General features: G+C 35.4%; 20 protein-coding genes and 3 pseudogenes. 2 read left to right on the top strand and 21 right to left on the bottom strand.

Annotated features, from left to right (window positions below; translation table 11 throughout):
- Window positions 1-46: 46 nt before the first annotated feature.
- The 10 genes and pseudogenes from Q9317_RS02760 to Q9317_RS02715 form a co-directional block, all read right to left on the bottom strand.
- Window positions 47-1,711: an ABC transporter permease gene (locus Q9317_RS02760; protein WP_003100973.1), complete on the bottom strand. Its 1,665-nt coding sequence runs from the start codon at window positions 1,709-1,711 to the stop codon at window positions 47-49.
- Window positions 1,712-2,791, bottom strand: coding sequence for an ABC transporter ATP-binding protein (locus Q9317_RS02755; RefSeq protein ID WP_003100971.1), 1,080 nt, complete (start codon window positions 2,789-2,791; stop codon window positions 1,712-1,714).
- A 10-nt stretch (window positions 2,792-2,801) separates the two neighbouring features.
- Window positions 2,802-3,836, bottom strand: coding sequence for an extracellular solute-binding protein (locus Q9317_RS02750; protein WP_003100970.1), 1,035 nt, complete (start codon window positions 3,834-3,836; stop codon window positions 2,802-2,804).
- Window positions 3,837-3,904: 68 nt separating this feature from the next.
- The gene (locus tag Q9317_RS02745; protein ID WP_003100966.1) at window positions 3,905-4,675 is read right to left on the bottom strand and encodes a response regulator transcription factor; all 771 of its coding nucleotides are present in this window, start codon (window positions 4,673-4,675) and stop codon (window positions 3,905-3,907) included.
- On the bottom strand, window positions 4,663-6,327 hold the full coding sequence (locus Q9317_RS02740) for a sensor histidine kinase (protein WP_003100964.1): 1,665 nt from the start codon (window positions 6,325-6,327) through the stop codon (window positions 4,663-4,665). The genes Q9317_RS02745 and Q9317_RS02740 overlap by 13 nt, the downstream gene beginning before the upstream one ends.
- A 116-nt stretch (window positions 6,328-6,443) precedes the next feature.
- A pseudogene (locus tag Q9317_RS02735) lies at window positions 6,444-7,787 on the bottom strand (hypothetical protein); the annotation flags it as partial.
- A 61-nt stretch (window positions 7,788-7,848) separates the two neighbouring features.
- A protein-coding gene (locus Q9317_RS02730) for an IS3-like element IS981 family transposase (RefSeq protein WP_089180045.1) occupies window positions 7,849-8,960 on the bottom strand; the annotation gives its coding sequence in 2 pieces (ribosomal slippage) (window positions 7,849-8,744 and window positions 8,744-8,960; 1,113 coding nt in all).
- Between the two features lie 60 nt (window positions 8,961-9,020).
- A pseudogene (locus Q9317_RS02725) lies at window positions 9,021-9,257 on the bottom strand (hypothetical protein); the annotation flags it as partial.
- A 78-nt stretch (window positions 9,258-9,335) separates the two neighbouring features.
- Window positions 9,336-10,556 (bottom strand): DNA cytosine methyltransferase, encoded by a 1,221-nt coding sequence (locus tag Q9317_RS02720; RefSeq protein WP_003100960.1) that lies wholly within the window; start codon window positions 10,554-10,556, stop codon window positions 9,336-9,338.
- A gap of 56 nt (window positions 10,557-10,612) precedes the next feature.
- Complete coding sequence (locus Q9317_RS02715; RefSeq protein ID WP_259458601.1) at window positions 10,613-10,831, bottom strand: helix-turn-helix domain-containing protein; 219 nt, start codon at window positions 10,829-10,831, stop codon at window positions 10,613-10,615.
- Window positions 10,832-10,953: 122 nt separating this feature from the next.
- On the opposite strand from Q9317_RS02715, the gene Q9317_RS02710 reads away from it, so the two are divergent.
- On the top strand, window positions 10,954-12,135 hold the full coding sequence (locus Q9317_RS02710; RefSeq protein ID WP_016355851.1) for an AIPR family protein: 1,182 nt from the start codon (window positions 10,954-10,956) through the stop codon (window positions 12,133-12,135).
- Between the two features lie 309 nt (window positions 12,136-12,444).
- Here Q9317_RS02710 and Q9317_RS02705 read toward each other — a convergent pair whose 3' ends face one another.
- A complete protein-coding gene (locus Q9317_RS02705) occupies window positions 12,445-13,206 on the bottom strand; it encodes a trypsin-like serine peptidase (RefSeq protein ID WP_016355850.1) in 762 nt (253 codons plus the stop codon).
- 650 nt (window positions 13,207-13,856) lie between these two features.
- Here Q9317_RS02705 and Q9317_RS02700 point away from each other — a divergent pair.
- Window positions 13,857-14,630, top strand: a complete 774-nt coding sequence (locus tag Q9317_RS02700; protein ID WP_003100950.1) for a hypothetical protein — start codon at window positions 13,857-13,859, stop codon at window positions 14,628-14,630.
- Here Q9317_RS02700 and Q9317_RS02695 read toward each other — a convergent pair.
- The 10 genes and pseudogenes from Q9317_RS02695 to Q9317_RS02650 all read right to left on the bottom strand — a co-directional run bounded on the left by Q9317_RS02695 (window position 14,611) and on the right by Q9317_RS02650 (window position 24,718).
- Window positions 14,611-15,705 (bottom strand): annotated as a pseudogene (locus tag Q9317_RS02695) (IS3 family transposase). The gene Q9317_RS02700 and the pseudogene Q9317_RS02695 sit on opposite strands and share 20 nt — an antisense overlap.
- 108 nt (window positions 15,706-15,813) lie before the next feature.
- Window positions 15,814-16,665 (bottom strand): DNA adenine methylase, encoded by an 852-nt coding sequence (locus tag Q9317_RS02690; protein ID WP_003100949.1) that lies wholly within the window; start codon window positions 16,663-16,665, stop codon window positions 15,814-15,816.
- A complete protein-coding gene (locus tag Q9317_RS02685) occupies window positions 16,658-18,475 on the bottom strand; it encodes a hypothetical protein (protein ID WP_121791493.1) in 1,818 nt (605 codons plus the stop codon). Before Q9317_RS02685 ends, Q9317_RS02690 begins: the two co-directional genes overlap by 8 nt.
- A gap of 83 nt (window positions 18,476-18,558) precedes the next feature.
- Window positions 18,559-21,210: a valine--tRNA ligase gene (locus tag Q9317_RS02680; RefSeq protein ID WP_003100945.1), complete on the bottom strand. Its 2,652-nt coding sequence runs from the start codon at window positions 21,208-21,210 to the stop codon at window positions 18,559-18,561.
- Window positions 21,211-21,325: 115 nt separating this feature from the next.
- Window positions 21,326-21,889, bottom strand: a complete 564-nt coding sequence (locus Q9317_RS02675; protein ID WP_003100944.1) for a DEAD/DEAH box helicase family protein — start codon at window positions 21,887-21,889, stop codon at window positions 21,326-21,328.
- A complete protein-coding gene (locus tag Q9317_RS02670; protein WP_003100942.1) occupies window positions 21,886-22,503 on the bottom strand; it encodes a DUF1349 domain-containing protein in 618 nt (205 codons plus the stop codon). Before Q9317_RS02670 ends, Q9317_RS02675 begins: the two co-directional genes overlap by 4 nt.
- Window positions 22,490-23,080, bottom strand: a complete 591-nt coding sequence (locus tag Q9317_RS02665; protein WP_003100941.1) for a GNAT family N-acetyltransferase — start codon at window positions 23,078-23,080, stop codon at window positions 22,490-22,492. Before Q9317_RS02665 ends, Q9317_RS02670 begins: the two co-directional genes overlap by 14 nt.
- Window positions 23,081-23,330: 250 nt before the next feature.
- Window positions 23,331-24,014, bottom strand: a complete 684-nt coding sequence (locus tag Q9317_RS02660) for a hypothetical protein (protein ID WP_003100939.1) — start codon at window positions 24,012-24,014, stop codon at window positions 23,331-23,333.
- A 33-nt stretch (window positions 24,015-24,047) separates the two neighbouring features.
- The gene (locus Q9317_RS02655) at window positions 24,048-24,443 is read right to left on the bottom strand and encodes a helix-hairpin-helix domain-containing protein (RefSeq protein WP_003100937.1); all 396 of its coding nucleotides are present in this window, start codon (window positions 24,441-24,443) and stop codon (window positions 24,048-24,050) included.
- Window positions 24,444-24,463: 20 nt separating this feature from the next.
- Entirely contained in the window at window positions 24,464-24,718 is a 255-nt protein-coding gene (locus Q9317_RS02650) for a DUF1912 family protein (protein ID WP_003100936.1), read from the bottom strand.
- Between the last annotated feature and the right edge of the window lie 6 nt (window positions 24,719-24,724).

Here is a 24,724-nt window from a genome sequence, read left to right as displayed (position 1 = left end):
ACCGGCAAAAAAACTCAGTCTTTTTCAAGGCTGAGTTTTGATGTTATTACATGCTAATGCTGTCGCTCTTAGAAACTTTCATAAAGAGTAAGAGAGATAAGACTGTGAAGCTTGTTAGAATTGTAGATAATGCTGCAGCTATGCCGTAATTCCCTCGTAAGACTTCGGTATAGATAGCAACGGTCATCGTTTTTGTATTAATGTTGTAAAGCAAAATAGAGGTTGAGAGTTCTGAAATCATGGTAATCCAAGAGAGAATCGCTCCTGAAATAATGCCTGACATCATCATGGGAATAGTGATTTTCACAAAAGTATTGAGGCGTGAGCTTCCTAAACTTGCAGCAGCTTCTTCAATACTTGGCGAGATTTGTTGCAAGGAAGCCACTGATGACCTAATGGTATAAGGTAGGCGACGCACTGCTAATGACATGACCATTACAAAAGAAGTTCCAATGATTGCTAAGAAACCTGAACCAGCAATTCCTGTATTAAAGGCTGTGATAAAGGCAATCCCCATTACAGTTCCAGGAACAATATAAGGAATCATGCTCATGCTATCAATCAAAGATGTAAATGGATTACGCTTTCGAACACTTAAATAAGAAATAAATGTAGCAAAAATCAAGACCAAAACCAAAGCCATTAAAGGAATTCTCAAGGTATTTAAAATACTTGTCCCCATACGGTCAAAGGCTTGTCGATAACTGTTTAGGGAATAGCCTGGCACAAAAATCATTCCTGAGGTCTTTAAAAATGAGGTGTAAATCAAATAGGTTTGTGGTAAAACAGCTAAACCAATCACACCATATACCCCTGTATAGACAAGAATTTTTTGCAAACCAGAGATTTTTTTAGCTTCAATCGGGTGTAGAGAATTCATGCTAAAACTATTTTTTTGAGCCACATACTTTTGCACCAAGAAAATAATCAAAGCAATAGTAATGGCAATAATAGCAAGGGCCGAAGCAAAAGCTGAATTCCCGCCCACTTCACTAATAAATTGGGAATAGACAAGAACTGGGAAGGTCCTATAGCCTTCACCAATAAGCATCGGTGTTCCAAAGTCTGAGAAAGCACGCATAAAGACCAAGAGTGCGGCTGCTAGGAGGGTTGGTACTAAAAGAGGCAAAACAATCTTCGTCAAACGTTTAGTCCCTTTAACACCCATACTTTCTGCAGCTTCAAGCAAAGAATTATCCATGCTCTTTAAGGCACCACTAACATAGAGGAAAACCAAGGGGAAGAGCTGTAAAGTAAAGACTAAAACAATACCTGAAAACCCGTAAATGTCTAGCTTAGGAAGGCCAAAAGTAGCTGTTAACCACTTGGTAATCACACCATTTCGACCCAACAAAAGAATCCATGAATAGGCCCCAACAAAAGGTGCTGACATCGAAGCAATAATCACTAAGATTTGTAGATACTTCTTGCCCTTGAACTGGAACATGGCAAAGCAATAAGCAAGCAACGTCCCCACAATCAAAGAAAGAAGAGTTGCCATCACCGAAACCTTAAAACTATTAAACAAGGTTTCAAAATAATAATCTTTAGAGAAGAAGGCTAAGAAATTTGCAACAGACAATTTGCCATCAACAAAGAGCGCCTGCTTCAAAATCGTAACAATAGGGTAAATCAGAAAGAGTAGGTAAGAAATAAAGATAACTAAGGAGGACAAAAGCCAAATATTCATATTCTGAAGGGATTTTTTCATCTAGTTACCCTCCAACAAGTTCACCTTACCATCCGCTGTGAAAACATTTATTTTTTGCGTATTGATAGCTAATCGAATCTTATCTCCTGCCCCAAAATCTTCATCCAAAGTGGATTCTTCAGTCACTTGAATTCTATCAGCGAAGCCAGTTTCAAGAATATATTCTGTATTTAGCCCCAAATAAGTGCTATCTTTAATCACAGCCTCAATAGGGCCATCAACACTTCGAACAAACTCTTCCGGCCTAATGCTGACGCGGACTTCTTGATCTTCAAGGTGGTTAAGAGCCGGATAGGAGATTCTAAATCCGTCTAAAAATTGAAGATAGGCTTGTCCACTATCGTGTAATAGCTGAGCAGGAATGATGTTTGTTCTGCCAATAAAGGTGGCTACAAACTCATTGCTTGGACGGTGATAAAGTTCCTTTGGTTTGCCAATTTGTTGAATTTCACCCAAGTACATAACTGCAATCTGATCTGAAATAGCCATAGCTTCTTCTTGATCATGGGTAACATAAACCGTTGTAATTCCAACTTCTTTTTGAATTTCTTTAATGGCTTGACGCATATCAATTCTTAGTTTGGCATCCAAATTACTTAGGGGCTCATCCATCAAAAGAACATCTGGACTAATAGCTAAAGCACGCGCCAAAGCGACACGCTGCTGTTGCCCACCACTAAGATTTTCTGGTTTTCTATCTTTAAATTGGTCAATCTGCATTAATTTCAGGTATTTAGCGACACGTTCTTCTAATTCTGCTTTTGGAATGCGACGCTGTTTTAAACCAAAGGCCACATTGTCTTTAACAGACAAATGAGGGAAAATGGCATAATTTTGGAAAACCATACCGATATTACGGCGACTCGGTTCCATCTGGTTAATGCGTTCTTGACCGAAGTAAAAGTCGCCACCCTCAATAGAGTTAAAACCAGCAATCATTCGCAAAAGTGTTGTTTTACCACAGCCTGATGGACCAAGTAGGGTAAATAGGCTACCGTCAGGAATGGTCACATTAAGGTTTTCAATAACAGGTGTGTCATGATAGATTTTTTTAGCATTTTTGATGGTAATCTGACTCATCTATAACCTCCTATTTTGATTGAAGATCAACAAAGATGTCACTGTAGTGTTTTACAATATCTTCTTTATGTTTAATGACATAATCATAGTCTTCCGTAATAGTCTTAATGTCTTTCAATGATTTCATGTTTTTGCTAACTTTAGCATCTTTACGAACAGGTCTGTTAGTTGTTTCTGTTCCAAGAGCATCTTGAGCTTCTTTAGAGACAATAAAATCAATGAATTTTTGAGCATTTGATTTATTTGGAGCATTTTTAATGATTGCTGCACTTGCAGGTAAGAAGACTGATCCTTCTTCTGGGTAAATAACCTTAATATTAGCTCCATCATTTAATAATTTAACACTTGGGTCTTCATAGGACAAACCAACAGCCATTTCACCATCAGCTACAGATTTGTAAACATTTGAAGAACTTGAATTAATTTTACCATCTACCAAGGTAAATAAGTCTTTGACATAAGACCATGATTGGTCTTTATCGTAACCACCATTAGCAAGTAAAATATTAGTTAATTGTGCAAAAGCACTTGATGAGTTAGCAGGGTCTGCTGTTGCAATCTTGCCTTTCAACTCAGGGTTCAATAAATCTTTGTAACCTTTAATCTTCATGCCTTTTGTCAAATCAGGATTAACAATCAAAACAGAACCATCTAAGGTGTATGGTGTTGAATAGCCAGTTGTATTTTGATAATCCTTAATCACCTTGTCATTATCTTTTGCAGTGTATTTTTCAAATAAACTAGGATGTTGAGCATACTGAGTATAAGAACCTCCAAAGACAATATCAGCAACTGGTTTACTTGCTTCACTCTCAACTTTTTTAAAGAGTTCCCCAGTACCTGCTTGGATCAATTCAACCTTAACCCCATATTTTTCCTCAAAAGCTGGAATTGTCGCATTGATTAAGCCTTCTGAATTGGGAGAGTAAACAACCAGTTTATCACTGCCCTTATCCTCTTTTTTAGCTTCTTGTTTTGATCCACATGCCGCCAAACTAAGAACTGTTGTTGAAGCGACGAGTAAAGAAAAGAATTTGTTACGCATTGTCATGCTCCTTTATATTTTGATTACCCCCATTTTATAAAAGAAAGCGTTTTATTTATAGGAAAATTCTATCCTTTATGAGTAAAATTCTCTTTAAATTCTGTAAAGGTCAAACCTGTGTAACGCCTAAAAACTTTACCAAAATAGTTGTAATCCGAAAAACCAACAGCAAGTGCAACCTCATAAACCTTTGAGTCCGAATCACTAAGCATTAACTGAATAGCCCTCTTTACACGATAACGGTTAAGATAGTCCTTCAAAGTAATGCCTAATTCTTCCTTGATTTTTTTATACAAATAACTCTCACTGTAACCAAAGTTTCTAGCAATTTCCTCTGTTGAGATAGCTTTATTGTAGTTTTGATGCAGGTATTCAATCACTAAAGCAGACCAATTCTCATGATCAATCTGCGGTAATTCAATCCCAGGAATAGCCACTTCTTCTTGAATTGACATCAACTTATTGTTCTGGTGTTTCTTGTCCAATGACAACTGCCAAAGCGTATCTCTTAGCTCTTCCACATCAAGAGGTTTAGCTAAAAAATTAGAAACCCCATATCGCATAGCCCTCTTAGCATGCTCAAAATCACTGTAAGAAGACAAAATAATCTTGTCATAAGTCAAATCCCTACTCGCCTCAAACATATCAAAAGCCGTCATCCTAGGCATCATAATATCCGTCAAAACAATGTCAGGCGCACAGTTCCTAATCAAGTCCAAACCTTCTTGCCCATCTCTTGCTGTCGCCAAAAGCGCAATCCCTAACTGCTCATAGTCCAAAACCTGAGCCAGCCAATCTCTTATCAATTGCTCGTCTTCGACGATAATCATACGTAACATGCTTGTTTCCTTTCAAATTGTAATTCTACGCCCTGCATATGATCCCTATGGCAAAGCCTTATCTTTGCACTAGGGTATAACATGGCTAACCTACTGTAAGAATTCACAAGACCGTGCTCAGTGCCCCCTTCTTTAATATAATTCGAAAACTGTTGACGAAATGTCTCACTAAAACCCGGACCATTATCAAAAATAGAAAAATAGATGGCTAGATCATCACTCCAAACCCTAATAGAAAGCCTTAAATCATGCCTATTTTGCAGACCATATTTAAGAGCATTCTCAATTAAAGGCAGTAAAAAGAGCTTGGGAATTATCAGGTGCTCCAAATCCTTAGCATAATTCAAATGAACATCCAGTTCATTAAAGCGAATCTGATTGACCGTCAGATAATCTTCAATAATGTCGCAATCATCTGCTAAAGCAACATCATCACAATTAGAAGCAATACTATACCTTAACACCCTATTGAGAGCTAAAATCATCTGCTGTGCTTTTTGAGGGTCAATATCAATTAAAATCTTGATTGATTCCAAAGAATTATAGAGGAAATGAGGATTGAATTGAGCTTCTAAAAGTTTACGTTGAAAAACAAGTTTTTCTTTTTCCGACTTCAAGGTCTGGTTAAATAATCTGTGAAGGGTGTCTAAAACGCTATTGATTTTTCTTGCCAAGTATCCAAATTCGTCATCAGTAGTTACATCAACAGTCGTTTTATAACCATTGACAATCCTGTTCAATTCCAAAACCAGAAGGTCAACACTATCACTACTATGGAGGGCAATTCTATTGGACAAGCGTCTGGCCAAAATCATAAGAATAAGCATAATGACAAGAGCAAATAAGCAGGTAAACCCTATCAAATAAGACAGAGGCACCACTGAGATATAAGAATAGAGGATCAGATGATCACTGAGGTTTAGGTGGTTATTGAGGTAGAGCTTGCCATCTCTGATGGTTATGAAAGCTAGCAACTGGCTGTCATCGATTTTTTGAAGAACCTGAGAACTTGTGCTGACACTGTTTGAACTAAAGAGATTTTGATAGGTATCTGTAATCATATATTGGGTAGAATCTGATTTCAGACCAGAACCAAAATCATTACCATCTAGATAGAGAACCAAATAACCAATCGCTCGTTTGTTCTTTAAGATAGGCTTGATTTTAAGTAAATATCGGTTCCCCTGATAATCTTTGCTAATCCGGTATTCAGATGCCTCTTTAATATTTTTCAAAGCAATTTTAACATAAGAGTCGTCGCTTAAACCATCACGATTAGGCAATTTTGTTGATAAAAGCAAGTCTCCATTTGGCTGATAAATAGAAAGGGCTGAGCGAAATGGGAGCTTACCTGTTTCTTGATAAATCTGCCGAAACATCTCGCGCTCTTCCAAACGACCAGCCAAAAACTTCTCGATCCCTCGCCTTTCCAAATGCTCAAAGATTTGATCACTCTTAAGATTAATCCCTTCAAAGTAAGTGACTATGGTCCGACGTCCCTCAACCAATTGGCTAAATTGCACCAAAAAAATAAAGGCCGTCAAAACCAAGAAAGAACTCAATCCAATAAAAATAGCTGCCTTTTGAAAACCACGCAAAACCTCACCACGCAACTTCTCCTTAAAAGGAACTAAACCAATCCGATCACCCAAAATAAGCCCACCTTTCCACACAAAAAAGCATGCTAGCATGCTTTTAAAATAGTGACTACATTATAACAAGCAGAAGAAAGAAAGTAAATGATGGGGTGGAGCACACAGATCTAGTTTTATCTTTTAGAAACCCAACCAATAGAATCTTCCGGAGGATTTTCTGAATCAATCCATGTAAACTCGATTCCTATAACTTCTGAATTTCTATACTTAGTAAGTCGTATAGCATTTATCTGCAATTCAACTAATTTATCATAAGTTAATTGTTCCCTGTTTTTTAGTTGAAAAACTTCTTTAATAATCCATTCCCCTAAGATTCCCTGATGTTTTGTAGATTGAATTGCTTTCCCATTTTCTTGATTGATATATGCTTCAATTTCATCACCTGAAGGAATAAAACGTAAGATAAAGGTTCTTTTAGCCTTATCAAGGGCTAATTTTCTTCCTCCATTCATAAAAGTGCCAATTGAAGGACCAAAGAAATCTGGAAAGTCTGTATGAAACCTTCTAGAATCTGGAATAGGAATATAAATTTCATTAGAATCGCGATAGATTAAATTTTCAACCTCCTTTATCAAACACTCATCTTCAAATTCTTCAATCTTTTGAATGAAGTCTTTTCTAATTTGACGCATTAATTTTGTTTCATCATCTGTTCGATATTTTGGAATCAACAATCTAGTTAATTCGTTTTCAATAAAATCTAATTGTTCTAAAGTAAAATCCTGACTATATTTTTTAATGAGGGCTTCGATGCGTTTTTCTCTATAATTATCTTTTCTAGATAATTTTGATCCCCCATTAAAGCCATTAAATCCTGAACTAGCTTCAACCTCATTATTTTTATTTGCAATCATCCACGATACTGTTTGTTCAATTTCATCAGATTTAGGCATTAATGAAATTTGATGGAGATTTTCAAATAAATAAAATGGATCCTCTATATAATTGACATCCCAAGTATCAACTACAATATCTTTATTATTAAAAGTCATATGAAGCTGGCTATCAGCAGATGTATATTTATATACATGATTTCCATCAGTAAATCTAAAATTAGTTGGATTTTTAAAATTTGTAGCCCCTAAAATTTGAATTTTATCAATATCAATAGGTAGGTAAGTGGTCTCACCCACATATATTTGAGGTCTACTTTTCTTTGATGTTGGCATTAGTACATGATAGACAGATTCTACAACAACATCTTCATATCTAAACCCTTTTAACTGTGCTTTAGAGGATTCTATTCTCTGATTCCTTAACCTTGAGATCTCCATCGCTAGTTTATTATAAAGATTATGATTCATTTTGTCGGCCGATTCTTTATCAATGGAACATTTGGCATTAAAGTCTATTTCACCTAGGATATCACTCCAATATTGAGAATTCTTTTTGAATTGAGCAACTTTTTGATCTCCTGAATTAATGCCAAATGATTTAATTCCAACTAGATATTTATGCTTTGCATGAGGTTAAGTCAAGTTTTTAGAGTAACAAACGTAGAATTTTAATCTATTTATTTTAAGCACTTACCTTTTCAAATTGATTAGGTGTAAGATACCCTAAACTTTGATGGATTCGTTTTGAATTATAAAAGGCTTCGATGTACCAGAAAATACTCTGATAGGCTTCTTCAAAGTTCTTATATTTAAATTGATACACCCACTCTCTTTTTAAATGTCCATGCCAAGATTCAAGACTGGCATTATGATAAGGGTATCCCCTTCGACTGAAAGAGTGAGTCATCCCATAATACTTAAGCAACTCTTCATACTCTAGACTCGTATACTGGCTTCCTTGGTCAGAATGAAGAATAACAGCTTCTGGATAGTCTTGTGATTTAATGGCCTTATTTAAAGTTCTTTGCACTAATTCTACAGTCATTCGCTTGCCCAAATCCCAAGCAATGACTTTTTTAGTATAACGATCCATAATGGTTGAGAGATAAGCCCATCCTTGTTGAGTAGGAATATAAGTAATGTCGGTTGACCAAACCTTATTTTTCTTTGTAGGTTCAGTCTGTATGAGATTTTTTCGATTGATGTGATCACTTAGTGAGTATCCAGGCTTAAATTTCTTAATGACTACAGACTTGAGTTGAAGTTGCTTCATTAGCTTCTGTACCAGTTTTAACCCGACTTTTTCCCCTTGTTTAAATAGAAGATGATGAATTTTAGGAGCACCATAGATTCCTCGGTTAGCATTGAAGAGTTGAGAAATTTTGAGTGACAGGTATTGTCTCCTTAATTGAGTTTTAGATGGATGTCGGTTAATCCGTTCATAATAACTTGATTCAGGAACATCAAGGAGTTGACAGCTTAGTCTGACATTGAGTGCTAAAGTTTGTATGGTTTGAGCCATATCCGCAGCACTCACTTCTTTTTCTCGGCGAATATGGTCAATACTTTTTTTAAGATGTCTCGTTCTTCCTTAACTTTAGCCAGTTGTCTTTTTAATTCTAGAAAATCAGCTTTAGAGACGGAGCTTTCATTAGATTTAGAGTAGAGGTCTATCCATTTATAAATTGTTGCAGGGGCCACGTCGTATTCTTTAGACAGCTGGGTGACGGATTGACCAGAATGATAGAAGGCGATAAGGGTTTCTTTAAATTCTTTTGAGTAGCGTTTTTTCATGTTTTTGTCCTTTGTCTAAATTATACAATAGTGACTCTAAGATTTAAGGATAACATCAGCATCAACTTCAAGAGAAGCATCATATGAGGTGTTTGAAATATCTTCACCAACTGCATTAAACGCTTTTTGAAAGACTGTCTCTTGAAATTTTGAATTAATAATTGGCGCAACATACTCAGTAGCTGAAGTTTCATTTTCAACCTCAGCTTTTTGCGAAAAAGCTTCACTAAGGCTTGCAAAATTAGTTATAAAGGTCTTATATTTTTCTTTATCTTCCTTTTTTAAGTTATCCCACATATTTTCACCATTATCTGTTTTTCTATAGTATATCAAAAGAAGACTAGTTTATCACTAGTCTTCCTACTCTACTATTCGTTATTGAATATAATAAAATTCCATTTTACCACGTTTTTTTACTAAACGTAAATATTCTTCATGGTTGAGAATTCCTAATCCATCTTGATAAGTGTCTATTGTTAAAATAGCTTCATCATGCTCTTTGACAAAGTCTTTCACATAGGACTCCCCCTCAAATGGACCATTCATATTAGTATAGATAATTGCAGTATTTCCTTGGCGATTATCTTTAACAGCATGCTTAGAATGATTTAAAGCATAGGCAATATTTTTGGCAATCCTTTTAATGACTGGTACCACTACACTATTACCAGCTTGCTTATAAAGGTGACTGTTAGCTAATCCATCTGGAAGTTTGAAATCCTTAGGATATCCTTGAGCATTAAAGGTTTCTTTAGGAGTTAATTTTCTAATCTTACCATTATCAGTCAGAATTAACGGGACATTATGCCCACCAGTACCCATATTGGCAGTTAAAGTCGGTACTACTCCACTTTTATTTTCACGAACATATTGACGACGCCATTGATACACAGTATCTTGACGATCCATGGCAAGCTTTAAATCCGAGTAAAAGCGCTGTTTGCCATCCCCATAATAGAATGTTGTATCTTTTTCTTCACTAAAATCAATAATATCATTTAATGAAGTGGTTAATGGAATTTCCTCAGGAAACTCAAATAAATCAAATGCTTCTTTATTATCAAAACCGACAATATAAATACGTTCACGGTTCTGTGGAATATTCCCATAATCTTTCCCATTGAGAACCTTCCATTTAATGAAATAATTATTCTCAGTCAAAGCCTCACGAATAACTTTAAATGTATTCCCATGGTCGTGACCGACCATATTTTTGACATTCTCAATAAAAATAGCTCTTGGTTTTTTCACTTTGATCATTCGAAGCAATTCAAAAAACAAGTCACCACGCTCATCTTCAAAGCCTTTACGATAACCTGCAATAGAAAAAGCTTGGCAAGGGAAACCTCCAACAATAAGATCCACAGTTTCAGATGGAATTTCATCTGGATCCACAGCGTGAATATCACGACTATCTAAAAAAGTATCCGGGTAGTTTAATGCATAGGTTTTCCTAGCATTTTTATCAAATTCATTGGCATACACCACTCTGAACTCGCCGGTTTGTTCAAAACCTAACTCAATTCCACCAACACCAGAAAAGAAAGCAGCAATATTATACTTCTTATCTGTGACAGAACTTACAGAATTTGTCATGTAAGCACCTACTTTCCATTTTATGTCTAACTTTGACATTATATCATAGAATTATTCTATTCAAAAACAGAAACTACAAGGATATCCAGTAATTCAGTTAACGTCATTGGATAAAAAACATTACTTTTATATATTTTAACTATTGACTCAATTGTTATTAGGTTTTTACCATTCTCATAATTACTAATAATTTTATCGGATAAATTTATGAGCTCTGAGAATTTACTTATAGTCAAGTTTTTCTTTTTTCTCATTTCCCTTAGTCTTTCACCCATTTCAATAAGTTTAGGATTATAATTTTTTTTATGTCTAATTGTCATCTTAAGTACTATGGTTCCTTTTATTTCTGATAATATAATATTATAATAAAAACAGAAAAATTAAAAGAGGTGAATCTATGGATAAAATTAAACAATTTTCATTTGCAAAGTGCACAAAAATGGAAAGCCCATATAAAGGAGATAACAGATTAGTTTATCATTTATTTGTTAATGTAAAATCTATCCCTGAGGGGTTGCCCACTGAAGTTAACCCTAGGGAAGTTAATTCCAAGAAAATAGTTTATAAAAAAATTGTATCCGGTTTAACTTCAAATGAAGATTCTTTTTTTGTGAATAACCGTGGAATTTTAATCGCTGCAAAAAAAGTTACAATCGATAGTCTAAACAACATTATTAAACTTGATATCGGCAATGGTAGTGATAAAGATAATTCTTTATATGGTGTTCTTGACGGTGGCCATACTTATCATGCAATAATAAATAATCGAAATTTAATTGACGATGAATTTTCAGAATTTGTACACTTAGAAATTATGACAAATGTAAGAAATATTGATGAATTATCTTCTGCTAGAAATACGAGTGTTCAAGTATCTGATAAAGCAATTGCTGAACTTGCAGATAAATTTGAATTTGTAAAAAAAGATATTTCCAATACTCCTTTTGCAAAAAAAGTTTCTTATAGAGAAAATGAAGATAAACCCTTAGACGCAGTTGACTTAATTAAATTGATGTATGCATTTAATATAAAAAAATTTCCAAATAACGGAAATAGTCATCCAATTCAATCATATAGTGGTAAGCAAGCTGTACTAAAAGATTATCTCAATGACTTCGATAACGATAAATTTTATAGAAAAATCTCTCCCTTACTACCAGTTATTACAAATTTATACGATAAAATCGAAGTTGAGATGGTTGATGCATATAATGAAATTCATCAAAATGGAAAATTCGGCAAAGTTAAAGGTGTAGATTTAAAAGTAAATGGAATACTATCAAAGTATTATTCAAACAAATGTAAGTATCAAATTTCACAAGGTTTAATTTTCCCAATAATTGCTGCTTTCCGAGCACTAATTACTGAGTCAAAAAATCAACTAGATTGGGAGGTTGATCCTTTTATAGTTTGGGATAACATCAAACCAAAATTAGTAAATAATACAATTGAAATGTCACGATCATTAGGTAACAATCCTCAAAGTGCCGGAAAAAACACTTCACTTTGGTCTCAAAATTTTGATGCTGTAAATACTGAAAAATTACAAATTCTAATTAATAAACTTAGATCAAAATAAGTATTGCTAAGGATTTTTATTAGGTATCACTGTTTTTTACAAAAAAATATAGTATACTTCTCCGATAGCGTGGCTTAATCCTATATAATAAAAAGAATTTAGTTCTAAGTTATATAGGATTAAGTCGTTTGCTATTTTTTGTATTTGTTTTAGTCCAACCTTTTGACATAAGTATAACTCTGTATTGCATCATATCTAAAAAGTGCCATGAATCCTTTTTTTATGATTTATGGCACTTTTGTATTAGTATCTTAATTTTTAATATGAGTTATCATTTTTGTATGAGTAAGCTGCGGAGGAGGGGATGTGTTATTTCATTTCTATATTGGTGAAACCATTTGCTTCAAAGAGGGTTGTTTTCATATTCTCGGTAAATGGTGTGATGACAATGTGTGATTGACTGTCGGCACTTGTTGCAATACCGATAATCTGACCATCTACAATAATTGCTGAACCTGATTGTCCAGCGACTCCCGAAATATTTGTTTCCAAGAGCCCATCTTGACGAACATTAGTTATTTTACCATTTTCATAAGCCCAACGTCCGTCTAGGTTAAAACTATTGCTAACAATGGTGAAATTTTTATTACGAAGATCACTTATGTTACGATAGACTCTGAGTTTTACAGAACTTGTATCCAAAGAACTTGTCTTTTGTGCAGGATCTGTAATTCTTACAAGAGCAATGTCATTTGGAGCATCCCAATTACCACCGTAATTCTTATAAATGATAAATGGGTTCATTGAATTGGTACGACTAATATCTGACATGTAAGTATAATTAGCTTGTCCATTTCCCCAGAGGCTTTGAGCAAAAACGGTACTCTCTGGCAATCCTCCATCCGAAATACAATGAGCTGCTGTTAGTAAGAGATTAGGAGCAATTAAGGTTGCAGACCCCTTCTTATAGCTACCATTACCTAATTTCACTTGAAGGTAATGTGACAGATTGTACGGGGAGCTATTGGCTAAGTTTGAGCCAGCAACAGGAGTCGTTGCTGCGGAAACATTGAGGCTCATTAATAAGGCAAATAGAATTGTGAATAGGTAAAAAACATTTCTTTTCTTCATAGTCTTTTCTCTCATTCTTTGTGTACCCTTTTAGGGCTAGAAGTGTTTTGACATCTGATTCCTCCTCCTTTTAGAAAACGCTTACTCGTTAGTTCTAGTATACTCTTAAATCATTCCTTTTTGCAAATAAAATCATCATTTAAAATTCATTTTTTTCTTTTTTTGAAATGTTAAAAATCATTTTTATACAACTAAACTCATAGTCATGATATTAACTTCGCATAACATGCTATTACATATCACTAAATGGCTACTATTTAAATCACTGGCTTTTCACTATTTATATCAATCTGCTACCCTTTTAATATTTGTTTTCAAAATATCTATTTAAACATCCCATAATGATAGATGATGAAGCTATTATTAGAAACAATAACTCATCTCATTATACATTTTTTTAGAATAATTAATATTACTTTATCAGTTCATTATGATTGTTAACAATTGGACTAATATCAGACTTCTCATGAATCATAGATGCTACCGCTATAGTTTGTATCCCTTTAGAGATATACTGGCTTTTTAACTTATATTTTATCTGAGAAAATTGGTTCCTTACATCCTCTATTTCCATGGTTACCTCAGTAATTATGAAACGATTATGTTAGAATATAAGTAATTATCTACAAACAATAAGTAAAGAGGTTATCATGAAAAAACTTTTTAGAGCTTTCACAAAGTTTAGCTACTACTTTCCTTTATTAATCATGCTAATTGACATTGGTTACGGATTATTAAAGATAGATTTTGGTGACAGTCCCGATTCTGCGCATTCACCTTATGGTTGGCTTTTTATATTTTATCTGATTTTACCACTTTTTATTTTTTCATTAATCTCATATATAGGAATCTCTCTATCAAGCCTGAAGAGGCTATCCCAAGAAAATACGAAATACTATAAATTTTTTGTAGTTATTCAATGGGTAATTCTCAATGTGACCTTAATTTTTTGTACATCAACGCCGCAGATTATCTTTGGTTCAGAAGCTTTAAAAAGTAATTATACGACTTGGATTCCCTTATTTTTAGTTTTTTCCTTAGCAATATCAGAAATGATTCATTCTAAAGTAAAAACCTTTACAAAGAAGGTATTTGTTTTTCCAATCATTATCTTCTTGCTTGCGATCATTCCATTAACAATGCAAACTATTTCAAATCACAATATAAAAGCAAATCATTTCCAACAAGTAAAACATTTTTATCAATCAGTTGATGATTCCTATAAGGTAAAAGATATCAGTACAAAGTCAACTTTTGGCCTTCCTTTTGAGTCCCAATACGGTAAATACGAAATTTCAAATTATGGGAAGAAGTTGTATTCAAATACTGTATTTTCGAACAATAAACTTGAAAGAGTACATGAAAAGGCAACACTTTTCTGTACAACATTTATAAAGTGTTTTTCTAGGCAATTAATCTTTTAGTCATTGGTGTTTGGTAGTTGAGACTACCATGAATGCGGTGGTAATTCCACCAATGAACATAGTCTTTAGTCTTAAGAACTAGTTCTTCCAGCGATTGAAAGGTTTCTTGATAAACAAATTCAATTTTGAAAGCACGATACGTACTTTCAGCTACGGCATTGTCATAAGGACAACCAGCCTGACTAAGCGAACGTGTGATTCCAAAGGCTTCCAATATTTCATCAATTAACTGATTATCAAACTCTTTGCCACGATCTGAATGGAACATCTTGACTTTGGTCAGGGCGTAAGGGATGCTTTGTATGGCTTGCTTAACGAGTTCAGCGGTCTTGTGCCAACCAAGAGACAGACCGATGATTTCACGGTTGTATAGGTCAATGATGAGGCAAACATAAGCCCAACGATTGCCTACACGAACATAGGTTAAGTCAGTGACTAAGGCTTGTAGTGGTCTTTCTTGCTTAAACTGCCTGTCTAAGTGGTTGGGAATAGGGGCTTCATTCTTGCCTCTAGAATGTGGTTTGAAGGTGGCTTTCTGATAAACAGAAACCAAATTGAGTCGCTTCATAATGCGTCGAATCCGACGCCGTGAAAGTGTGATACCTTCGTTATTCAAGCATATTTTGATTTTTCTGGATCCGTATCTGGACTCGCTCTCGAGGAAAATTCTTTTAATAGTTTCTTCAAACTCCGTTTCAGATACTGACTCCACGGCTTGATAGTAATAACTTGAGCGTGGCATATTCAGCCAGCGACACATCTTTGAAATGCTGTATTTAGCCTTATTAGCAGTGATTATTTCCCTTTTTGTGCCATAATCACTGCCGCTTGCTTTAGGATATCTAATTGCATTTCGAGTTCTTTATTGTGTTTCCTGAGTTCAATTAGCTCCCGCTGTTCATCTGTCAGATTATCAACAGACTTGAATGAACCAGTTGTTTTGGCTTGTCTAACCCACTTATCGAAGGTGGAAGGGGTTAGCTCGTATTCCTTGATGAGGCCTACCAGCATTGTAAAGGTCCACAATTTGTTGCTTAAAATCATCGGTGAAGTGACGACGTACTTTTCTAGACATGGTTTTTCTCCCGTTTTTCTTAAGTGTAGAACACTTTATAATTTCTGTCTAGTTTAGTGTAACCTATTCAGCTTATTTTCAAATTCAAATAAAGGAAATTATACTTATTTACAAAATACGTAAAAACTCTTCAATTTTTGTAGAAGAAATATTACTATTAAAAAAAATATATTCCAGACCTTTTTTAGATTTTCCAGCACTATAATTTAGTGAATATCGAAAATGTTCATAGTCAAGGTACATATTTCGAATTTCTTCATGAAAGTCATAAGTAAGAATCCATTTATGGTTATAAAGATTATTTTGAATTGTATCTCTTAGTTCTAAATGATCTATGTGTTCATAAAAATTTGTATATAGTTGCTTTCCTTTTTCATAATAAGGTGGATCGAAAAAAGTTAAAGATTGCTTTGTTCGCTTGATATTTTTTTTGATGAATTCAATTGCATCTAGATTATATAATTTGATTCTATTTCTATTTTTGGCAATAAGTTCAATTTTTTTAACTAATGCATCTGAGTTATAACGGCAATCCATCTTATAATTTCCCAATTGTTGGCGACCACCAATTGGACCTGCTTGAATAATTCCTGATCGATTAGTTCTATTTAGGTAAAAGGTTGAAAAACCTAGAGTCAGTATATCAACTGTTGATTTTTCTTTTTGAATATTCTGCTGTCTATCCCATTCCTCAATTGAAAATACAGCTTTTCTAACTTTATTGATAAATTTATCAGTATCATACAAGATAGAGTACCACATTGCATAAATTGAACGGTCAAAATCATTTAACATTATTTTTTTGACATCATTATTAAGTAATAATTTTAATGCTACTGCAGCTCCACCACAAAACGGCTCTATATAGGTATCGATATCATTGTTCTCTACAAGATATTTGACATATTCATAAGTTTTATTTTTCCCCCCAGGATAGCGTAAGGGACTAAAATTATCCATTATTCATACCCTCCGATAACCTTTTGAAAATTACAGAAAAATATAAAGTAAATTTTGCAGCAATCGACTGTATACTTACTGTACTAACTTCTGTTTTATAGTCATGAATCATTCCATTCAATGCTTCAATATCAATATCATGCTTATTGAAAGCCTTTGCTTCTGTTTTAGTAAGTATTTCCTTTGTTACTAAATGATTTTTAACAATTGAAACAAGCGGAGGTAACTTTTCTTGTGTTTCTCTTATTTCAGCTAACTCTATATACGCTTTTGTACTGTATTCAATCAAATTTCTTAGAAGAAATGCAATAATAATTTGATGTCCAATATCCGTTGACAAAACATTATAATTTTGTATACTTTTAACTACTTCATAAATTTTAAAATACTTACTATTATAAGATAATAGGGCTAAAGATTCGTCGTACCATTGTTGTTTAAACAATACTTGATAATCCTGTTGAAGATTATTAACCGCAATATTCAAAAATAATTTAAAATGTTTAATCAATCCATCGTATTCAACGTCAATATCATAAGAACCATTTTCAGAAATAGATTCAATACAATTATTTTTAATTACAATATCTTGATGAGAGCAACTAATAGAAATTTTTGAATACTCTGAACTTTGCCTAGAAACTTCATTTCCCAAATTGTCTATCAAATCAATTTCACTAGCCAAGTTGTAATTTTGCTGTTTTATGGTAACTGATTGTTTGGGAACGAAAAATTTATATTTTGTTGTTTTATTTTGTACAGTAGAACTATCCGAGTTATTCTTTTGTGTATTATTTTTTGATGATTTAGATATTTCATTATTGTCTTTTTCACTGTCGCCAGTACTCTTTGTATCATTATCAGGAGTATTACTTACCTCTCCCTCATTGAATTTCTTCGTTTTTTTTAATTCTTTATATTCCTTGATTTTTTCAGCTAAGCCCGGTATGATATGATCACTTTTAACAATTTCAGTCCATTGCTTTTGAACACTAAAAACACGAGTGTTTAGACTTTCGTCAATCCAAACCGCCTTCCCTAGCAATCCTAATATGTTATGATACAATTTTTTATTTTGTGAAACAACCTGAAGATCATCATTCAATTCAAGATTTAACTCCTTCGTTAAGGGTCTCAAAACCCTTGAAACTAAAACATCTGTATCTAAATGTGTTAATTGCTTTAAGTCAGATTTATAAGATTTTGTTGCATCATAAACAGAGGTTAAATAATTCAATTCCTTTATTGAATTTTTTATAGCAACTTTGCCTTCTGGAGTAATAACTTTAATTTTATCTAAAGCTTCATCACTAGTTAACCCTTTATTTTTATACTGATTATAAAGATTATGGTAGAACACCCTTTTATCAGTAGCACTCCAAGCCTTAATCCCATCAACATGTTTTGCACTTATTTTAAAAAGTGCTTCATCTTTAATATCTTCTTTTACTACGTCACAATTAACTTTAAAATCTTCAGGATTTAGATTTAATTTTTCTATTTTTTTCCTATCTGAACTTGTTAATAAAGATGAATACATGAACAAAAGTTTCAACGAGGCAATTCTTCGATTACCCTCTAGAACAGTATAACTAATCTTTCCATTACTGCTACTTTCTAGAACAATAATACGTTCACCTATTGTATTATAACCGTTCTCTCCAATTTGTAATGCAAGTTCTTTTATATGTTCAAACCCAATTAAATATTTAATTATTTCTTTCTCATCATTAAAATCAAACATTGAAAACCGTGGATTATTAAAATCTAATTTAATTTCTAAAGGATTTAAAACAACTGTATCAAACATACAACATTCCTCTCATAACTTTTGCATATATTCTTTATATTATACCACAAAAAGCACAGTTTTTCGACTGTGCATTTCATACTTTATTTCACCAACTTCTCCATCTCTGCGATACGTTCTTGTGTTGCATCGTATTTTGCTTGGTAGTCGGCTTGTTTGTCTTTTTCTTTTTGAACGACTTCTGGTTTGGCGTTGGCGACGAAGCGTTCGTTGCCAAGTTTTTTGCCGACCATATCGAGTTCTTTTTGCCATTTGGCCAGTTCTTTGTCCAGACGGGCTAATTCTTCTTCCACATTGAGCAGATCTGCTAGTGGGAGGTAGATTTCTGCGCCTGTGATGATTGACGTCATAGCCATTTCTGGAGCTTGCAAGTCTGCTGAAATCTCTAATTTTTCAGGATTTGTGAAGCGTCTGATGTAGTTGACATTGCTGTTAAAGAAATCTTGCAAGTCTTTATCAGATGTCTTAATCATGATTGTAATGGCTTTGCTTGGTGCAACGTTGACTTCTGCACGCGCATTGCGCACTGAGCGAATCAAGTCTTTGAGGCTCTCAACACCCTTATGAGCGTCAGCATTTTCAAAAGCAGCAGTCACAGTTGGGTATTGCGCTGTTACAATCGAACCTTCAGCGTATTGACCAAAGATTTCTTCTGTAACAAATGGCATGATTGGGTGAAGCAGACGAAGAATCTTGTCCAGAGTATAAAGTAGGACTGAACGGGTCATCACTTTCTCAGCCTCATTGTCGCTGTAAAGCACTTCCTTAGTCAACTCCACATACCAGTTAGCAAACTCTTCCCAGATAAAGTTGTAAAGGATATGACCTGCTACACCAAACTCAAACTTATCAAAGTTCTCAGTAACCTTACCAACAGTTTCATTGAGGTTATGGAGAATCCAACGATCCGTCACATTACCAGCCTGACCTTGAGCCACTTTAGCAACGTTAGCAGTCGCTTCTTCAAGGCTAAGACCTTCATTGTTCATAAGGATATAGCGGGAAATGTTCCAAATTTTATTGATGAAGTTCCATGACGCATCCATTTTTTCGTATGAGAAACGGACATCCTGTCCTGGGGCAGAGCCGTTAGATAAGAACCAACGAAGGGCATCGGCACCATATTTTTCGACAACATCCATTGGATCAATCCCATTACCAAGAGATTTAGACATTTTACGCCCTTCTTCATCACGGATAAGACCGTGGATAAGCACGTTTTGGAATGGCTGACGCCCGGTAAATTCAAGAGATTGGAAAATCATACGTGACACCCAGAAAAAGATGATGTCGTAACCTGTAACAAGCGTTGACGTTGGGAAGTAACGCTTGAAATCTTCAGCATCTGTATCTGGCCAACCCATGGTTGAAAATGGCCATAAAGCAGATGAGAACCAGGTATCAAGAACATCTTCATCTTGTTTCCAGCCGTCACCTTCTGGTGCTTCTTCACCAACATAGACCTCACCATCTGCATTGTACCATGCTGGGATTTGATGCCCCCACCACAATTGGCGAGAGATAACCCAGTCATGAACATTTTCCATCCAACTCATAAAGGTATCATTGAAACGTGGTGGGTAGAAGTCGACCTTATCATCTGTTGCCTGATTGTCCATGGCTTGTTTAGACAATTGGTCCATTTTAACAAACCATTGTGTTGATAGACGTGGCTCAACCACTGCACCAGAACGTTCAGAATGCCCAACCGAGTGGACACGTTTTTCAATCTCAACAAGGGCACCGAGTTCTTCTAACTTGGCAACAGTTGCTTTACGAGCTTCAAAACGGTCCATGCCATTAAAGTCACCAGCTAGTTCATTCATTGTTCCATCGTCGTTCATGACATTGACTTGTGGTAGGTTATGGCGTTGACCAACTAGGAAGTCATTAGGGTCATGGGCAGGTGTGATTTTAACAACACCTGTTCCAAATTCTGGATCTGCATGCTCATCGGCCACAATTGGGATAAGCTTATTCACGATTGGTAGAACAACATTTTTACCAATTAAATCTTTGTAACGAGGGTCTTGCGGGTTAACGGCTACTGCAACATCACCAAACATGGTTTCTGGTCGAGTGGTTGCTACTTGAAGGGCGCGCGAGCCATCTTCCAACATATAATTCATATGGTAGAAGGCACCTTCCACGTCTTTATGGATAACTTCGATATCAGATAGGGCTGTACGGGCTGCTGGGTCCCAGTTGATGATAAACTCACCGCGATAAATCCAGCCTTTTTTGTAGAGGTCTACAAAGACTTTTCGCACGGCTTTTGAAAGGCCCTCATCAAGGGTAAAACGTTCACGGGAATAGTCCACCGAAATCCCCATTTTGCCCCACTGTTCTTTGATGGTTGTAGCATACTCATCTTTCCATTCCCAAACCTTGTCTAGGAATTTGTCACGACCAAGGTCATAACGGGTAATCCCTTGCTCCCGCAGGCGTTCTTCAACTTTTGCTTGGGTAGCAATCCCGGCATGGTCCATTCCTGGTAACCATAAGGTGTCAAATCCTTGCATACGTTTTTGACGGATGATGATATCTTGAAGGGTTGTATCCCAAGCATGACCAAGGTGCAGTTTACCTGTCACATTTGGCGGTGGAATAACGATAGAGTAGGGTTTGGCATCAGGATTTCCTGATGGCTTGAAAACATCTTGTTCTAGCCATTTGTCGTAGCGACCAGCTTCAACCTCAGCTGGATTGTATTTTGGTGATAGTTCTTTAGACATATAAGTCCTTTCTTTTTCTTTACTAATTTTTTATCTTTTATACTTTTCTGAAGTAGTATGGGACAAAAGCGACTCTTAATAGGATTTCATTACTAATAGTATTTGGATTGCTCGTCTACTCTGTAACACTAGCTACAAATGTCATGATTTGATTTGCTACTTCTTTTGCACTCAATTCTGTATTATTTATTTTTAAATAATAGTTAAGGCTTTCTGGTGCTTGTTTAGAAACAAATTGCATCACTTTTGCAGTTTCAATAATTTCTTTCTCTGAGACTTCTGTATTTCGTTTAATGGGTTTAAAACGTAACCTATTTTCTGTTTTATTACGTTTTAGTCGTTCTTCTAGACTGGTCTCCAATTCAACGAAAACAACATCTTGATGATTGCGTTGAAACATATTTTGAATCTCATCAAGATAGGTTAGATAACCCTCTTGTTTAAAATCAATAACTTCGGTACCAATAATTGGTTTAGCTAACTTTGCAAAAGAATAGTAAAAATTAAGTCTTATTCGAGCTGCTAATTGCATCATCTCATCAGAAATTTCAGGTAGAAAGTGCAAAACAAAATCAATGCTTTCATGATTATGAAATAATGTTGCTAGGCTCACTTTTTCAAGTTCCTGCCCAATAGTCATCTTACCAGATGCAGGAGCTCCTAAAATAATGATATTCATAAACCCTCTCCATCCGGTTTTTGTCCATCGTGGGCTTGCCACTGGCAGTCGTCGAGTGTCATGTTGGTGAAGGTTGCGGTGAAACTTGATTCTTCTGGGCTACAGGCATAGATGCCGAATTGGACAGGGCCTTGGGCTTTATGCATGTGGGCGATACGCATTTGTTTAAAGGTGACGCCGTCTCTTGAGTTTTCTAGTCGGAAGTCGTCTTTACGACGGCTGAGGCGATACCACATTTCTTTGATGCCAGCATCAATTTCTGTCGTTGCCCAATCTGAATAACCTTGATTAGTAACGACGGAGCCAAGATGTTGGTAATCTTCATTTTCATATTCAATTGAGGCTTTTAACCAATTCTCGGAGTCAAGGTACATGACTAGTCCACATTGATCAAAGCGATGACCAGAGTTAAAGCTGGTTTTGACTGTAAATGAGAAATAGTCTTCATCCAAAGTCATCTGTAAAACTGGGGCATTATCATTCTGAAAATGGTAATAGGTTTTTTGCCATAAATCAGTATGTGGCAAGGTTTCAATGACAATTTTATCTTCCGCAATACTATAATTTTTTGGTTGCCGGGTCCAGACTAAACGGTTACAATTAAAATTTTCCATGACTTGTCTCCCACTCACTTTTGAGTAAGCCATAACGTAGGTCGCCACATCGGTTTCCTCGGACGTCTTTTCTGTCACGAATAGTTGCTTCTAGAGTGAAGCCTGTTTTTCGAGCGACAGCTTGACTTTGCTTGTTGTAGTCGTAGCAACCTAATTCAATTTTATGCAAGTTCAGTAGGGTGAAACCTATTTCCAAAAGTGCAGAGACTGCTTCTGGCACAATGCCTTGTCCCCAATAATCTGGATGAAGAAGATAGCCTATCTCACAGACATCATCGGCATGTCTGTGATTAAAATCAACCGAGCCAATAACCTTGTTTTGTCCTTTTAGGGTAATGCCATAGCCAGACGGGAGATTTTCTTTTTTGAGGTTTTCAGGATAAATTGCTTCGAGGTAATGACGCTCATCTTCCAAGCTGGTAACAGGTGGAAAAGCTGCTGGATAGGTCACTTCTGGAAGACTTGCATAAGCATAAATATCTTCTAAATCGTCCAAGGTTCTGGCTCTCAAAATCAATCGATCAGTCTCAAGGCTTGGCAATTGATTATTCTCAAACTTTTCTAACAGTTTAACCATAAGCATTCTCCTTAATATCCCTATAAAAATAGCCCTGCCTAGCAAATGCCAGACAGGGACGAATTGAATTATCCGCGGTACCACCCAATTTCAGGCCAAATGACCTGCAACTTTGTTATTATCTCAATTGTATGTCAGTAACACTTCTTGACATTTGTACGGATTTCTCAACACTACCGCTCTCTGTAACAAACAAACTCAATCAGACTCTGATTAGAACTATTATATCAGCTGATGCCAAAATTAGCAATTATTTATTGAGGGACCAGGTTTGCTCGATATAAGGTAAAACTTTAGTGAAGGTTTCTTTATCACCTTCTAAGGCAATGTAGTAAATTTCATTGTTGCTGGCTTTGAAAACCCAACAGGTAATAATGCCATCTGTTTTTGTAAAAGCATTAATTTGAAGAGCATCATAGTCTGCAACCTTAGTTTTAGCACCCCAAAGTTTGGTCGTTTGACCAGTTGATTCCAAGGTCTGTGCGTAGGCACCACCAATATCTTCAAGTGTGTACTTACTTAAATCATCAACCTTCATGCGCTCAGCTGTAACATGATCTAAGGTAATAATATTGACTCCAGTGAGATCTGAATATTGTAAGGTTTCACCTTTGCCATCAACATCATGAAATGAAACCCAGTCTTTAGGAATATTAACAAAACCAAAATTTTCAGAACCAACGCGTTGGCTAGCTGCCAAATCAATAGCAACTTCTTGAGCAGATGACTTCCCTGAAGAACTTTCTGTTTTTTTGCCAGTTGTATCTGATGCGGCTTTTTTAGATTTTGTGGTTTGGTGCGTCTTGGCTTTGTGGTCTTTTTTAGGCTTGGTTTCCTTAGTTTCTTGCCCACAAGCTACTAACAAGGTCATCACCAACAAACTGCTAACATAGCCTAATTTTTTCATCATCTTTTGCCTAGTTCTAGTTGCCATCTGGCAACATCCTGCTATTTCCCTAAAATAGCTTTATTTTTTAAGATTAATTCCATTTTCAACCAATTTATTGACAGTAGCAGGTCCAATCCCTTTAAGTGACAAGAGGTCTTTTTCTGTCCATTGGCTAAAGCCCGATACAGAGTGAATACCTTCATTATAAAAAGTTTCAATTAAGTTGGCACGGATACCATCTAATTCTTTTTGTGCTGAAAACTCCTCTAATGAAAGTCCAGCAGCTTGTGCCTTAATGCTTTCAATTTTGTCACTGCCTTTTTCAACCAGTTCTTTGCCAACTGTTAGTGCTTTGTCTGCGACTGTTTCAACGCTGTCAACAACCTTATCAAAACCCGCTTCTACTTTTGTCAGTAAGCCTTGACGTTTCAGTGCTAATCTAAGTGCCTTTTTACGATTTTTTTGTTTTGCCAATGTCATATCTCCTTTATTTCTTAGTAATGTCTCGATCCAAATAAATCATCTGGAACATCATGGAAGGCCTTGCCCTTACGGTAATTCTCAAATTTACCCAGTAAAAACTCATAAGCATCCAACTTGCTTTCATACCTGATGAAGGCATCTTTAGCACGATCATCTCCATCTTCTTCGGCAATTTGACGACTAGTTGTCATGGCTAATTGGTTGACTTGAATCTGAGTTTTGACCCAAGCTTCAAAATCTGTTAAAAATTCTTTTTCGTAAGACATTTTTCC

This window comes from Streptococcus iniae (genome assembly GCF_030732225.1).
GTDB lineage: Bacteria > Bacillota > Bacilli > Lactobacillales > Streptococcaceae > Streptococcus > Streptococcus iniae.
Note: the sequence above shows the minus strand (reverse complement) of the source record. Positions and strands in the feature narration are given on the sequence as shown.